This window comes from Enterobacter quasiroggenkampii (assembly GCF_043972695.1).
Classification (GTDB): domain Bacteria; phylum Pseudomonadota; class Gammaproteobacteria; order Enterobacterales; family Enterobacteriaceae; genus Enterobacter; species Enterobacter quasiroggenkampii.
On sequence record NZ_CP143745.1, the window covers coordinates 493,951 to 507,035 of the forward strand.

At 58.8% G+C, this 13,085-nt stretch carries 13 protein-coding genes; 7 read left to right on the forward strand and 6 right to left on the reverse strand.

Annotation, left to right across the window (positions count from 1 at the left end):
- Positions 1–232 precede the first annotated feature (232 nt).
- The 5 genes from rhaB to rhaM all read left to right on the forward strand — a co-directional run bounded on the left by rhaB (position 233) and on the right by rhaM (position 5,385).
- Entirely contained in the window at positions 233–1,702 is a 1,470-nt protein-coding gene (gene rhaB, locus V1572_RS02425; RefSeq protein WP_395299671.1) for a rhamnulokinase, read from the forward strand.
- Entirely contained in the window at positions 1,699–2,958 is a 1,260-nt protein-coding gene (gene rhaA, locus V1572_RS02430; RefSeq protein ID WP_045909105.1) for an L-rhamnose isomerase, read from the forward strand. Before rhaB ends, rhaA begins: the two co-directional genes overlap by 4 nt.
- Before the next feature lie 95 nt (positions 2,959–3,053).
- A complete protein-coding gene (rhaD, locus tag V1572_RS02435) occupies positions 3,054–3,884 on the forward strand; it encodes a rhamnulose-1-phosphate aldolase (RefSeq protein ID WP_048028382.1) in 831 nt (276 codons plus the stop codon).
- A gap of 41 nt (positions 3,885–3,925) precedes the next feature.
- Complete coding sequence (fucO, locus tag V1572_RS02440; protein WP_395299672.1) at positions 3,926–5,074, forward strand: lactaldehyde reductase; 1,149 nt, start codon at positions 3,926–3,928, stop codon at positions 5,072–5,074.
- Complete coding sequence (gene rhaM / locus V1572_RS02445) at positions 5,071–5,385, forward strand: L-rhamnose mutarotase (RefSeq protein ID WP_048226835.1); 315 nt, start codon at positions 5,071–5,073, stop codon at positions 5,383–5,385. The genes fucO and rhaM overlap by 4 nt, the downstream gene beginning before the upstream one ends.
- Here the strand turns inward: rhaM and V1572_RS02450 are convergent.
- The 4 genes from V1572_RS02450 to V1572_RS02465 all read right to left on the reverse strand — a co-directional run bounded on the left by V1572_RS02450 (position 5,373) and on the right by V1572_RS02465 (position 10,484).
- A complete protein-coding gene (locus V1572_RS02450) occupies positions 5,373–6,650 on the reverse strand; it encodes an MFS transporter (protein WP_048226833.1) in 1,278 nt (425 codons plus the stop codon). The genes rhaM and V1572_RS02450 overlap by 13 nt on opposite strands.
- A 44-nt stretch (positions 6,651–6,694) precedes the next feature.
- Positions 6,695–8,818: an alpha-galactosidase gene (locus V1572_RS02455; RefSeq protein ID WP_395299673.1), complete on the reverse strand. Its 2,124-nt coding sequence runs from the start codon at positions 8,816–8,818 to the stop codon at positions 6,695–6,697.
- Positions 8,819–8,922: 104 nt separating this feature from the next.
- Positions 8,923–9,918, reverse strand: a complete 996-nt coding sequence (locus V1572_RS02460) for a LacI family DNA-binding transcriptional regulator (protein WP_048226829.1) — start codon at positions 9,916–9,918, stop codon at positions 8,923–8,925.
- Positions 9,919–9,935: 17 nt separating this feature from the next.
- A complete protein-coding gene (locus V1572_RS02465; RefSeq protein WP_023309744.1) occupies positions 9,936–10,484 on the reverse strand; it encodes a helix-turn-helix domain-containing protein in 549 nt (182 codons plus the stop codon).
- A 102-nt stretch (positions 10,485–10,586) separates the two neighbouring features.
- On the opposite strand from V1572_RS02465, the gene V1572_RS02470 reads away from it, so the two are divergent.
- Both V1572_RS02470 and V1572_RS02475 read left to right on the forward strand, forming a co-directional pair.
- Positions 10,587–11,246 carry an AzlC family ABC transporter permease gene (locus V1572_RS02470; RefSeq protein WP_045909098.1) on the forward strand — a complete coding sequence of 220 codons (660 nt, stop codon included), beginning with the start codon at positions 10,587–10,589 and terminating at the stop codon, positions 11,244–11,246.
- Entirely contained in the window at positions 11,246–11,569 is a 324-nt protein-coding gene (locus V1572_RS02475; RefSeq protein ID WP_008501826.1) for an AzlD domain-containing protein, read from the forward strand. The genes V1572_RS02470 and V1572_RS02475 overlap by 1 nt, the downstream gene beginning before the upstream one ends.
- A gap of 40 nt (positions 11,570–11,609) precedes the next feature.
- Here the strand turns inward: V1572_RS02475 and V1572_RS02480 are convergent, their stop codons facing one another.
- Both V1572_RS02480 and fdhD read right to left on the reverse strand, forming a co-directional pair.
- Positions 11,610–11,822: a DUF1471 domain-containing protein gene (locus V1572_RS02480; protein ID WP_021242795.1), complete on the reverse strand. Its 213-nt coding sequence runs from the start codon at positions 11,820–11,822 to the stop codon at positions 11,610–11,612.
- A 114-nt stretch (positions 11,823–11,936) separates the two neighbouring features.
- Positions 11,937–12,773: a formate dehydrogenase accessory sulfurtransferase FdhD gene (fdhD, locus tag V1572_RS02485; RefSeq protein WP_196347424.1), complete on the reverse strand. Its 837-nt coding sequence runs from the start codon at positions 12,771–12,773 to the stop codon at positions 11,937–11,939.
- Between the last annotated feature and the right edge of the window lie 312 nt (positions 12,774–13,085).

Sequence of the window (13,085 nt, forward strand, 5' to 3'; positions counted from 1 at the left end):
TGGCAGTAAACCTCGCAAAAGCTGTCCATTTTTCAAGAAACAGGGGGAAAGATCGGGAAATGCGGTCAGCGTCACACTGCCTGAAAATCCCGCCACCACTGGAAACTGTGAACTCCCTCACATTCACCTTTGCTTTCTTGCCAGCGCGAGATTTGGCCTGTCAGTGGTGAGAAGGTGACTTTTTCTTCCCTTTTTTACACTCACCGCTAATGACTTAAGAAAGGACCCGACTATGACTTTTCGCCATTGTGTGGCTGTCGATTTAGGCGCATCCAGCGGGCGCGTAATGCTCGCGAGCTGGGACCGTGAGCAGCACACGCTTGCGCTTCGCGAAATGCACCGTTTCGCCAACTGCCTGCAAAAGCAGGACGGTTTTGTTGCCTGGGATATCGATGCCCTGGAGGCGGAGATCCGTATCGGACTGAACAACGTCTGCAACGATGGTATTCGCATCGACAGCATCGGCATTGATACCTGGGGCGTGGACTACGTTCTGCTTGATAGCCATGGCGAACGCGTCGGCTTGCCAGTTTCTTATCGCGACAACCGCACCGACGGCCTGATGGCGCACGCTATCGCCCAGCTTGGCAAGGACAACATCTACAGACGCAGCGGCATTCAGTTTCTGCCGTTTAACACGCTTTATCAGCTGCGCGCTTTGGTCGAGCAACAGCCAGAGCTGGTGGCGGACGTGGCCCATGCGCTGCTGATCCCGGACTACCTGAGCTATCGCCTGACCGGCAACATGAACTGGGAATATACCAACGCCACCACCACGCAGTTGGTCAACATCAACTCGGATAACTGGGATGAACATCTGCTGGCCTGGACGGGAGCGTCGCCTTCCTGGTTCGGTACACCAACCCACCCGGGTAATGTGATCGGTCACTGGATTTGCCCACAGGGGAACGCAATTCCTGTCGTTGCCGTCGCCAGCCACGATACCGCCAGCGCGGTGATTGCTTCCCCACTTGCGAGCAAAGACGCGGCTTACCTCTCTTCCGGTACCTGGTCGCTGATGGGCTTTGAGAGCAAAACCCCGTACGCCAGCGATGCTGCCATGGCCGCAAACATTACCAACGAAGGGGGTGCCGAAGGCCGCTACCGCGTACTGAAAAACATCATGGGGCTGTGGCTGCTCCAGCGGGTACTGAAAGAGCAGAACATTACCGACCTGCCTGGGCTTATCGCCGAAACCGAGAAGCTGAAGGCTTGCACGTTCCTGATCAACCCGAACGATGAGCGCTTTATCAATCCGGCGCACATGAGCGCCGAAATTCAGGCCGCCTGCGTCGAGGTCGGGCAGCCTGTGCCGTCCAGCCCTCCCGAACTGGCGCGCTGCATTTTTGACAGCCTCGCCCTGCTGTATGCCGACATCCTCAGCGAGCTGGCGAGCCTTCGAGGAAAACCCTTCAGCCAGCTGCATATCGTGGGCGGCGGCTGCCAGAACCAGCTGCTGAACCAGCTCTGCGCCGATGCCTGCGACGTCACCGTGGTGGCAGGTCCCGTGGAGGCCTCCACGCTCGGCAATATCGGCATTCAGCTGATGACTCTGGACGAACTTTCCAACGTTGACGACTTCCGTTCGGTGGTGACGGCGAACGCCAGTCTGACCACCTTCACACCCAATCCCTGCCATGAAATTGCTCGCTTTCGCGCGCAGTTTCAGCAAAACCGACTGACTAAGGAGCTTTGTGCATGACAACTCAATTAGAACAAGCCTGGGATCTGGCTAAACAGCGTTTCGCCGCCGTCGGCGTGGATGTCGAAGAGGCGCTGCGCCAGCTCGACCGTCTGCCCGTCTCCATGCACTGCTGGCAGGGCGATGACGTCGCTGGCTTCGAGAACCCAGGCGGTTCCCTGACAGGGGGTATTCAGGCCACGGGTAACTATCCAGGCAAAGCGCGCAACGCGACCGAACTGCGCGCCGACCTTGAACTGGCGCTGAGCCTGATCCCGGGGCCAAAGCGCCTGAATCTGCATGCAATCTATCTCGAATCCGATGAGCCGGTGGCGCGCAACGAAATCAAACCGGAACACTTTAAGAACTGGGTAGAGTGGGCCAAAACCAACAGGCTGGGCCTGGACTTTAACCCGTCCTGCTTCTCACATCCGCTGAGTGCGGACGGTTTTACTCTCGCCCACGCGGACAACGACATCCGCCAGTTCTGGATCGATCACGTGAAGGCCAGCCGCCGCGTTTCGGCGTATTTCGGCGAGCAGCTCGGCACGCCGTCGGTGATGAACATCTGGATCCCGGACGGCATGAAGGATATCACCGTCGATCGTCTGGCTCCGCGCCAGCGCCTGCTGGCCGCGCTGGATGAGGCTCTCAGCGAGAAGCTGGACCCGGCGCACCACATCGACGCCGTCGAGAGCAAGCTGTTCGGTATAGGCGCCGAGAGCTATACCGTGGGCTCGAACGAGTTCTATATGGGTTACGCCACCAGCCGCCAGACCGCGCTGTGTCTGGATGCTGGCCACTTCCACCCGACCGAGGTGATCTCCGACAAAATCTCCGCCGCCATGCTCTACGTGCCGCGTCTGCTGCTGCACGTCAGCCGTCCGGTGCGCTGGGACAGCGACCACGTGGTGCTGCTGGATGACGAAACCCAGGCGATTGCCAGCGAAATCATCCGCCACGACCTCTTTGACCGCGTACACATCGGCCTCGACTTCTTCGATGCCTCCATCAACCGCATCGCGGCGTGGGTTATCGGCACCCGCAATATGAAGAAAGCCCTGCTGCGCGCGTTGCTGGAGCCAGTCGCCACGCTGAAGCAGCTGGAGGCTAACGGTGACTACACCGCACGTCTGGCGCTGCTGGAAGAGCAGAAATCCCTGCCGTGGCAGGCAGTGTGGGAGATGTACTGCCAGCGTAACGATGCCCCGGCGGGCAGCCAGTGGCTGAACAACGTGCGGGCGTATGAGAAAGACGTTCTCGCCGCTCGTCAGTAAAAACATCGCCCGGCAGCACGTTGCCTGCCGGGTCTACGGGTAAGAGCAGGCCGGGTAAGCGTAGCGCCACCCGGCATTTTCAAAGGAACCACAGTATGCAGACTATCACCCACTCCTGGTTCGTCCAGGGCATGATCAAAGCCACCTCCGACGCCTGGCTGAAAGGCTGGGACGAGCGCAACGGCGGCAACCTGACGCTGCGCCTGGACGACGCGGATATCGAACCTTTCGCGGCCGATTTCCACGCGAAGCCGCGCTATATCGCGCTGAGCCAGCCGATGCCGCTGCTCGCCAACACGCCGTTTATCGTCACCGGTTCCGGCAAGTTTTTCCGTAACGTCCAGCTCGACCCGGAGGCCAACCTCGGCGTGGTGAAAGTGGACAGCGACGGCGCGGGTTACCACATTCTGTGGGGGCTGACGGATGAAGCGGTGCCCACCTCCGAACTGCCGGCGCACTTCCTCTCCCACTGCGAGCGCATCAAAGCGACCAATGGCAAGGACCGCGTGATCATGCACTGCCACGCCACGAACCTGATCGCCCTGACCTACGTGCTGGAAAACAGCGCCGATGTCATCACCCGCAAGCTCTGGGAAGGCAGTACCGAGTGTCTGGTGGTATTCCCGGATGGCGTGGGCATTCTGCCGTGGATGGTACCGGGTACCGACGAAATCGGCCAGGCAACCGCCGTTGATATGCAAAAACATTCTCTGGTGCTATGGCCGTTCCACGGCGTGTTCGGCAGCGGTCCAACGCTGGATGAAACCTTTGGCCTGATCGACACCGCCGAGAAATCAGCGGAAGTGCTGGTGAAGGTGTACGCCATGGGCGGCATGAAGCAGACCATTCCCCGGGAAGCGCTCATCGCCCTCGGCAAGCGCTTTGGCGTGAGCCCGCTGCAATCCGCGCTGGATTTATACGCATAAGGCCTTTGCAGGACAAACATTGATCGTTAAGGAGAATTATCATGAGCTTTATGTTGGCGCTTCCAAAAATCAGCCTTCACGGCGCGGGCGCAATCGGCGATATGGTCAATCTGGTAGCGAACAAGCAGTGGGGAAAAGCGCTGATTGTCACCGACGGCCAACTGGTGAAGCTGGGTCTGCTCGACAGCCTGTTTACCGCGCTGGACGCCCATCAGATGTCGTATCACCTGTTCGATGAGGTGTTCCCGAACCCAACAGAAGCGCTGGTGCAAAAAGGATTTTCGGCTTACCGGGACGCAGAGTGTGATTACGTCATTGCCTTTGGCGGCGGCAGCCCGATTGATACCGCCAAGGCGATTAAAATCCTCACCGCTAACCCCGGCCCGTCAACCGATTATTCCGGCGTCGGCAAGGTGAAAAATGCGGGGGTGCCGCTGGTAGCGATCAACACCACCGCAGGGACGGCGGCGGAGATGACCAGTAATGCGGTGATCATCGACTCCGCGCGTCAGGTGAAAGAGGTGATCATCGACCCGAACATCATCCCGGATATCGCCGTGGACGATGCCAGCGTCATGCTGGATATTCCGGCCTCCGTGACCGCCGCAACCGGTATGGACGCATTAACCCACGCCATTGAAGCCTATGTGTCCGTTGGCGCGCACCCGCTGACCGATGCCAACGCTCTGGAGGCGATTCGCCTGATCGGCCTCTGGCTGCCGGAAGCGGTTGATAACGGTCATAACCTTGAGGCGCGCGAGCAGATGGCGTTTGGCCAGTATCTGGCGGGTATGGCGTTTAACAGTGCGGGTCTGGGTCTGGTACACGCCCTGGCGCACCAGCCGGGCGCGACGCATAACCTGCCGCACGGCGTGTGCAACGCCATTCTGCTGCCGATCGTCGAAAGCTTTAACCGCCCGAACGCAATCACCCGCTTCGCCCGCGTGGCGCAGGCGATGGGCGTCGATACCCGCGGCATGAGTGATGAAGCCGCCAGCATGTCCGCCATTCAGGCAATTCGCGACCTCAGCGCTCGCGTCGGCATTCCTGCGGGCTTCAGCCAGCTCGGCGTCACTCAAGCCGATATCGAAGGCTGGCTGGATAAAGCCCTCGCGGATCCGTGTGCGCCATGCAATCCGCGCACCGCCAGCCGCGATGAAGTCCGCGAGCTCTATCTGGAGGCATTATGATCCGCAAAGCGTTTGTGATGCAGGTGAACCCGGACGCGCACGAGGAGTACGCGCGTCGCCACAATCCAATTTGGCCCGAGCTTGAAGCGGTGCTGAAAGACCACGGCGCTCACCACTACGCCATTTATCTCGACAAAGCACGTAACCTGCTGTTTGCGACCGTGGAGATTGAATCGGAGGAGCGCTGGAGCGCGGTAGCGAATACCGACGTCTGCCAGCGCTGGTGGAAACATATGGGCGACGTCATGCCGTCGAACCCGGATAACAGCCCGGTGAGTGCGGAGCTTAAAGAGGTCTTTTACCTGGACTGATGTGTTAGCGCTGCCGCCCCCGCGGCGGCGGCAATCTCCTGCCTGCTGCTCAGCGTAAACGCCGACACCACCGTAATCGCCAGCACGAAACAGCCCAGCATCAGATACGTCTCCTGGAAGCCGATCCGGTCATACATATTCCCGGCAAAAGCGGAGAGAATAATCGCCGCCGACTGTTTGGCAAACTGGAAGCCGATCAGATAGATAGTCGCCGACAGTCGGGTATCAAACACCCCGGTGATGTACTTGAAGGCGCCCACCAGCAGGAACGGGACTTCCAGCGCGTGCAGCATCTTGAGGGCAATCACCTCCACGGCAGTGGTGGCGAACGACGAGCCGATAATGCGTGTCGCCATAATCACCCCGGCGATCAGCAGCGTGTTCTTCGCGCCGATGCGGTTAATGATCCACGGCGAACAGAACATAATGATGGCATTACAAATCTCCCCGGCAGTCGTTGCGAAACCAAAGGCGCGGGTCCCCTCCTGCGGCGTGGCGAAGAAGGTTTTAAAGAAGGTGGCAAACTGCTGATCGAAAACGTCATACACGCAGGCCACGCCAATCACGTAGAGGATAAACATCCACATTCTGCGCTGGCGGAACAGGTTGAACACGGTTTTTGCGGTGATTTGCGGCTGGTTCGCGCCCAGGGCATTCATGACCTGCGCCGTCTGGTTGGGCTTCGGCTTCGCGACCACCAGCAGCAGCATCAGCAGCAATGCCGCTCCCGATCCCATCCAGAAAACATACGATGGATCGATGCCGAACAGGATGCCGCCCGTGGAGGCGCACAAGCCCCAGCCGAGACAGCCAAACATCCGCGCCTTGCCGTATTCAAAGAAGCTGTTGCGGCTCACGCGTTCGATGTAGGCCTCAATCGCCCCCGATCCGGCCGAAAATACAAAACCGATATACAGCCCGCCGCTCAGCGCGCCCAGCCAGATATTGGCTTTCAGCAGCGGCGCGAAGACGTACAGGAAGAACGGTGCGAACAGAACCAGCAGCACCGCGATGATCCACAGAAGGTGTTTTTTCAGCCCCAGCTTGTCCGAAATAACGCCCAGTAGCGGCTGGAACGCGATGGCCGACAGCGAGATGCAGGAGAAGACAATCCCGGTATGGGTTTTATTCAGGCCGATGATGTCCGACAGCCAAATCGGCAGGAACGGAAAGCAGGTGGCCATGATGAAGAAGTAGAGAAAGAAGAACAGCCCGAAGATCCAGAAGTTAGGGTTGTCTTTGTGGGTACAGGTTGTTGTGTTCATTATTTTTATCCTCAACGGAGGGCCGGCTGCCCGGCCCGTCACCTTTACACGCGTTCAACGCCAATCAGAACGGCGGTTTCCGGATCCAGAATCGGCAGCGCAATGCCCGCCTGCATCAGCCACTCGCCGCTCACCGTTTGCGGCGTTTCCATCCACGCTGGCAGCTTGCGCATGGTGTGCCCTCCCTCGCCCGTAATCTGAATATTCGGGTGATCGAGCAGCATGACGCGGTACCGCGCGCTAGCCTCCAGCCCCGCCATGCGCAGCGGCATCATCAGGCTGTAATCCGGCATCGCGAGCTGGCTGACCATAAACAGCCCCTGCGCCTTATCTTCGCTCACAATCCCCTGCGCCAGCGTGGTGGCATCCGGCATATCAATACGCCACTGGGTACCATGGTGGATCACCTCTCGCCACTGCTTGTGCAGCGCGGCGTAATGGCGATAGCCTTCGCGCTCCTGTGCGTCCACGGTGAGCGGATCCAGCTCCAGCCCCATATGGCCAAACAGGGCCGTCAAGCCGCGAAACTGGATGCTATGCTGGCGGAAGGTGGCGTGGCATTTATGATGACCGATATGCGCGCCCATCACCTCCGGCGGGAAGAAGTAGCTCATGCCGCGCTGGATGGTGCTGCGCTCCAGCGCGTCGTTGTTGTCAGACGCCCAGAAGCGGTGGCTGCGGGTCAGTACCGCATAATCAATGCGCCCACCGCCGGAGGAGCACGATTCAAACTCAATGTGCGGGAAGCGCTCGCCCAGCACGTCCAGCAGGCGGTAAAACTGGCGGGTCTGCGCGTCGGCAGCGGCTTTACCGTTGTGTCCCGGCTGCACCAGTTCGCGGTTCATGTCCCACTTCACGTAGTCGACCGCATGCTCGCCCAGCAGCCAGCTCATGCGCTCCACCAGGTAATCAAAGGCCTCCGGGATGTTGAGATTGAGCACCAGCTGGTGTCGTCCGGTCGCCTGGGGATAGCCCGGCAGCGCCAGTACCCAGTCAGGATGCGCGCGGTACAAATCGGAATCCGGATTGATCATCTCCGGCTCTACCCAGATGCCAAACTCCATGCCGAGCCGCTTGACGTGGTCGATCACCGGCGTCAGGCCGTTCGGGTATTTCTTCTCATCCAGATACCAGTCGCCCAGCGCGGCATGGTCGTCATTACGGCCTTTGAACCAGCCATCATCAATGATGAAGCGCTCCACGCCCAGCGCGGCAGCCTCGTCGGCCATGCGCATGATGTAGTCCGGATCGTGGTTGAAGTAGATCCCTTCCCAGGTATTGAGGTGCACCGGGCGCGGTTTGTTTTCCGGGAAGCGGATGACGTTGTTGCGCAGGTAGCGATGGAACGGCTGGCTCATGCCGTTCAGGCCCTGCGTGGAGTAGCTGGCATACAGGCGCGGCGTCCAGAGCGTATCGCCCTCCTCAACCGCCATTTCACCCGGCAGGTAGAGCGCTTCGGCCTGCAGGTAGCGACGACCATCGGTTTTCGCTTCCGCGCGCAGGCGGTGATTACCGCTCCAGCCCAGATGCACGCCCCAGACGTCACCCTGCATTTCGCTGAACGACGGCGTACCGGCAATCAGCGCCGGGAAGTGCTCGTGGGAGGTTTTACCCCGGCGGTTTTCAATCACGAAGCTGTCGTGTTCAAGCTTTACGCGGTGCGGCTGGAATTCACGGATCCAGCGTCCGTGGAAGGCCATCACTTCCTGCGCGCGCTCGGCCACCGGCAGCGTGACGGCGAAACGGTCCACCTGCCAGGGGATCGCTTTCAGATTCGTTAAACCGTGACGAACCACCAGCACGCCGCTGGCATCCAGCGCCAGCTCGCTGGTCAGGCGCAGTCCCGCATGCTCATCTTCGGCGGTTATCGTCAGGGTATTTACCCCCTGCTGCACCTGGGTGGTTTTGAACACCGGGGAACCGTCCAGCCCCTGGCGATGCCCCTCAATGCCCGGCGAGCCAAACAGGCCGTGCCCCAGCTCGGCCATCAGCGTGACCGGGGAGTCGACGTCAAGCCTGCCGTTGGCAACAGGACGCGCGAGCAGAGCAACATCTTGCGGCGAAAAGTGCCGAAGGTGAGGCCCCCAGTAGAGAATTTCGGCGAACGGATGGGTTTTAATCACCACGTCTACCGTCGTGGTTTCGAGACGTAAAACGGAATCTTGCATCAGACATCTCCTGTCATCGGGATGATCTGAGTGTTGATCCGAAACGTTTCGGATACAAACCAAAACGTTTCGGTTCTGTGATCGGCTTTAAAATTTTGCGCTATTTAAGCCGTCTGGCCCGGAGAGAATTCTGGCTGCCAGAGCACCTGAAGCTGTTCAATATCGTCGCCGTTAATCAGCTGGCGCACCATATCGGCAATCTGTTTCCCGACGCCCTGGCGGGTAGACTGGATCACCGACGCCACGTCAATATCGACAATGCTGTCCTGGGGTAGTCCGTCATAGACCACCAGTGAGACGGCGTTGTCGCCGGATAAACGCCCCATCTGCGCCAGCGCCATCGCCGCGCCGTCGCCGTGGGTGTTGCAGTCGGTGATGATGGCCGTGGGCGGCTGCGGCAGGGCAAGCAGTTCTTTCGTGGTGGCATACCCAACGCGGCGCGAAGGCGGCATAGCGCGCAGCCATTCGCTGGAAAGCCCGGCTTCCCGCAACGCGTCCAGATAGCCCTGACGGCGCTGGGTGATAAACGCCTGATTGTTGCTTTCGCCAAGTAGCGCGATACGCTGATGGCCTTTCTCGATCAGCCAGCGGGTAGCCTGATGCGTACCGGCGTAGTTGTCGAAATCAAACCACGCGTACGGCTGCGGGAGATGGCTGCGCCCGAGCGCCAGGAATGGAAAACCGGCCGCCTGCAGCTGCTCAAGACGGGGATCGTGATCCAGCGTGTGTGCCACGATCAGCGCATCCACGCGGCGGCTTTGCACCATGCGCATGTAGCTGTGTTTATCGGCCAGATCGTCATCGGCAATCAGCAACAAATCGATTTCATGTCGCGCCAGTTCGTGGCTAATTTCGCCGACCATGTCCATAAATACGCTGTTATTGAGCGGAACAGGATGGACCGGGAACACCAGCCCAACGGCGTCAATTTTGCCCATCTTCAGGCGGCGAGCGAAGGTGTTCGGTCGGTAACCACGGCGCTGGGCCTCTGCTTCCACGCGTGCGCGCGTCTCGGCGGAGACGTCGTCATATCCGTTGAGGGCGCGGCTGACGGTGGTGACTGACAGCCCCAGTTCTTTGGCAATGGCTTTAAGCGACATGAGTTTCCGTATCTCTGTTAGTTTTGTTCCGCCACCAGCAGCGCGTAAGTGTCTGGCTCCAGGGCCTTGAAGATATGCGGCTGGTCGGCGGGATAACAAATGTAATCCCCTGCGCCGAGCTCTTCCGCCGCGTCGAGCAGACCGACCAGCGCCCGCCCCTGCGTCACAATAATATGTTCAACCGAGCCAGGTGGATGCGGCTGTGAAATACGGTCTGCTCCCGGTTGGGTCATCAGAAGATAGACATCGCGGCGCGCGCCTGGGGGGCATGCCGCCAGTAAAATGGCTTCATAGTTAGCCTGTCCAGCCACCACTTTTGTCCCTTCACCACGGCGGATCACCTGCGTGGTCGGCAACTGTGGCTCAAGCAAACGGGCGAAAGGAATATCCAGCGCCACGCAGAGCGACCACAGCGTTTCCAGGCTAGGGTTACCGTTGCCGGACTCCAGCTGGGAAAGCGTGGATTTTGCGATCCCGGCACGGCGAGCAATTTCCGCCAGTGAAAGCCCGGTTCGCAGGCGTTCTCGCACCAGACTTTTGGCGATCAGGCTGATCGGCTGCGTCATATAACGGCCTCGCGTTCTATAAAACGAACAATTCGTTCGTCTTGAAAATCAGTTTCGTTGCGTTCATTATAATGGATACACGTTCGATATGGCTAAAATTGTATGAAGCATCATCTCTCTTGTCTGAAAGGCGACACCATAAAAGCAATCATTCTGGTCTGCCTCGCGGTGGGCGTGGTCGGAATGTCCTACGGCTCGCTGGCGATGGCCTACGGTTTCCCGGTCTGGGTGCCGTTTGTGCTCTCTATTACCGTGCTGGCGGGCGCGTCTGAATTTATGTTTATCGGCATCGTGGCGAGCGGCGGCAATCCGCTGGCAGCTGCGGCGGCAGGTTTGCTGGTCAACGCGCGGCATGTGCCGTTTGGCGTGACGGTGCGTGAGCTGGTGGGCAAGCGCGGTCTGAGCCTGCTGGGCTGCCACATCATGAACGATGAAAGCGTGGTGTTTGGCCTGTCGCAAAAAACCGCCGAACAGCGTAAAGCCGCCTACTGGCTATGCGGCTTAGGCGTTGCCATCATCTGGCCGCTGGGCGCGCTGCTGGGTGCCATGGTGGGCAAACTGTTGCCCGACCCGGAAACCATCGGGCTGGATGCGGTATTTCCGGCCATTCTGCTGGCATTAGTGGTTCCCGCATTTAAAAACCGTACCACGCTGATCCGCGCCTGCAGCGGCGCCGTGTTATCGCTGGCCGCCGTGCCGTTTGCCCCGGTGGGATTACCGGTACTGCTCTCTTTACTTGGTCTTGCCGCGAGGAAAAAATAATGGAAAACATGACGGTCTTTATTCTCGGCATCGCCATTCTTTCTGCCGGAACCTATTTAATGCGCCTTGGCGGCGCCAAACTCGGCAACCGGCTGGCGTTGTCGGAGCGTTCTCAGGCGCTGCTGTCAGATGCGGCAACGGTATTGCTGTTCTCCGTCGCGCTGGCGACCACCTTTTATGAGGGAGAACACTTCGCAGGCATGGCGCGCGTGCTGGGCGTGGCGTTTGCGGTGTTTTTGGCCTGGCGGAAAATGCCGTTAATCGTGGTCATTGTGGCCGCGGCGGTGGTGACGGCATTGCTGCGCGTGGCGGGCATAAACTAAAAAAGCGCCCCGGGGGCGCTCTTTCGACGGTGTGACTCGCTTATTTATTCAGTTCAGCAGTCATGTGTACGCGGTTACCGGAGAATGCCTGGGTAATTTTGTACGATGACGCGCCCGCTTCCTGAGCCTGAGCCGCGATTTTCGCTTCTGCACCATCAATGGTAGAGGCGGTTGCGGTCACAGTCTGCGCAGCGAAAGAACCGAAAGAAGCAGCCAGAGCGATTACAGCGACAAAAGTTTTGATGCTTTTCATGATTTAAACCCTTTCATTAAGTTGTTTAGGTAAGGCACCGTGCCTTGATGAGATAAATACTAGACCTCATCGCGAACAACTAAAAGCGGAAGGATTTGCTAATATCATTCAAAATTACTGATCAACTATTAATCGCTGAGGATGGGTATAAATCGTCGCCCTTCCCGGCTTGCAGAAGCCCACCAGCGTCAGGTTACAGCGCTCCGCTACCTCTACCGCCAGCGTGGTCGCCGCCGACACCGCAAACAAAATTTCCACACCGCACATGGCGGACTTTTGCACCATCTCGTAGCTGGCCCGGCTGGAAACGAGCGCCGCGCCCTGCTGCCAGACCTGACTTTCACGCGCACGACGACCGAGCAGCTTATCCAGCGCCACGTGGCGACCCACGTCTTCATGCCCACCGGCAATTTCTCCCGACGGCAATACCCACGCCGCCGCGTGCGTGCAGCCGCTCAGCTGGCCGATGGGCTGTACGTCGTTGAGATGCTCAAGGGCGGGGTCGAGGTGCGCCAGATTAAAGGTCTGAGTAAACGGCAGTGGCGCAACGGGCTTGCCAATATCATTAAGCTGCTCAACGCCGCACACGCCGCAGCCGGTACGCCCGGCCAGCGCGCGACGACGCTCCTTAAGCCCCATAAAGCGGCGGCTGGAGAGTTCGATTTGCACTTCAAGACCGTTGCAGGCCTGGACCACGTCCATGCCGTAGATCTCTTGCGGATGCTCGATGATGCCTTCCGAGAGGGAAAAACCGATGGCGAACAGCTCAAGATCTTTCGGAGATGCCATCATCACCACATGCGAGATGCCGTTGTAAACGAGCGCAACGGGCACTTCTTCCGCCAGAAAATCGGGCGTGGCATGGGTTATGCGGGGCGGTCGGTGTACCGACAGTTCCACAATGCCGGCAGGCAGGGGTGACGAGTGGGGATCACGGTTTTGTTTAGACACAGCGGTATTCCTGAACAACCACGGAAGCGAGCGTGCTATTGCAGCATAAACCACAGGCTGTACGCATAGTATGGATCAACTTTTCGACAACCATTCTCCTACTCATTTAGCAGGGGTGCAACCTGCCACCGGCTACATCGCTTTAACATGCAGAGCTGTTAATGTGATCGATATCACACTTTATAATCAACATGGTGATAATACGTTCACTTTGTATTAACGCCATTAGAACAGCGGTACCGACAATGTGGTATTCTGATGATATCCCTCGTGGAATTGAGGGATTAACGCAAATTTTTCTCCTTTGCGGTC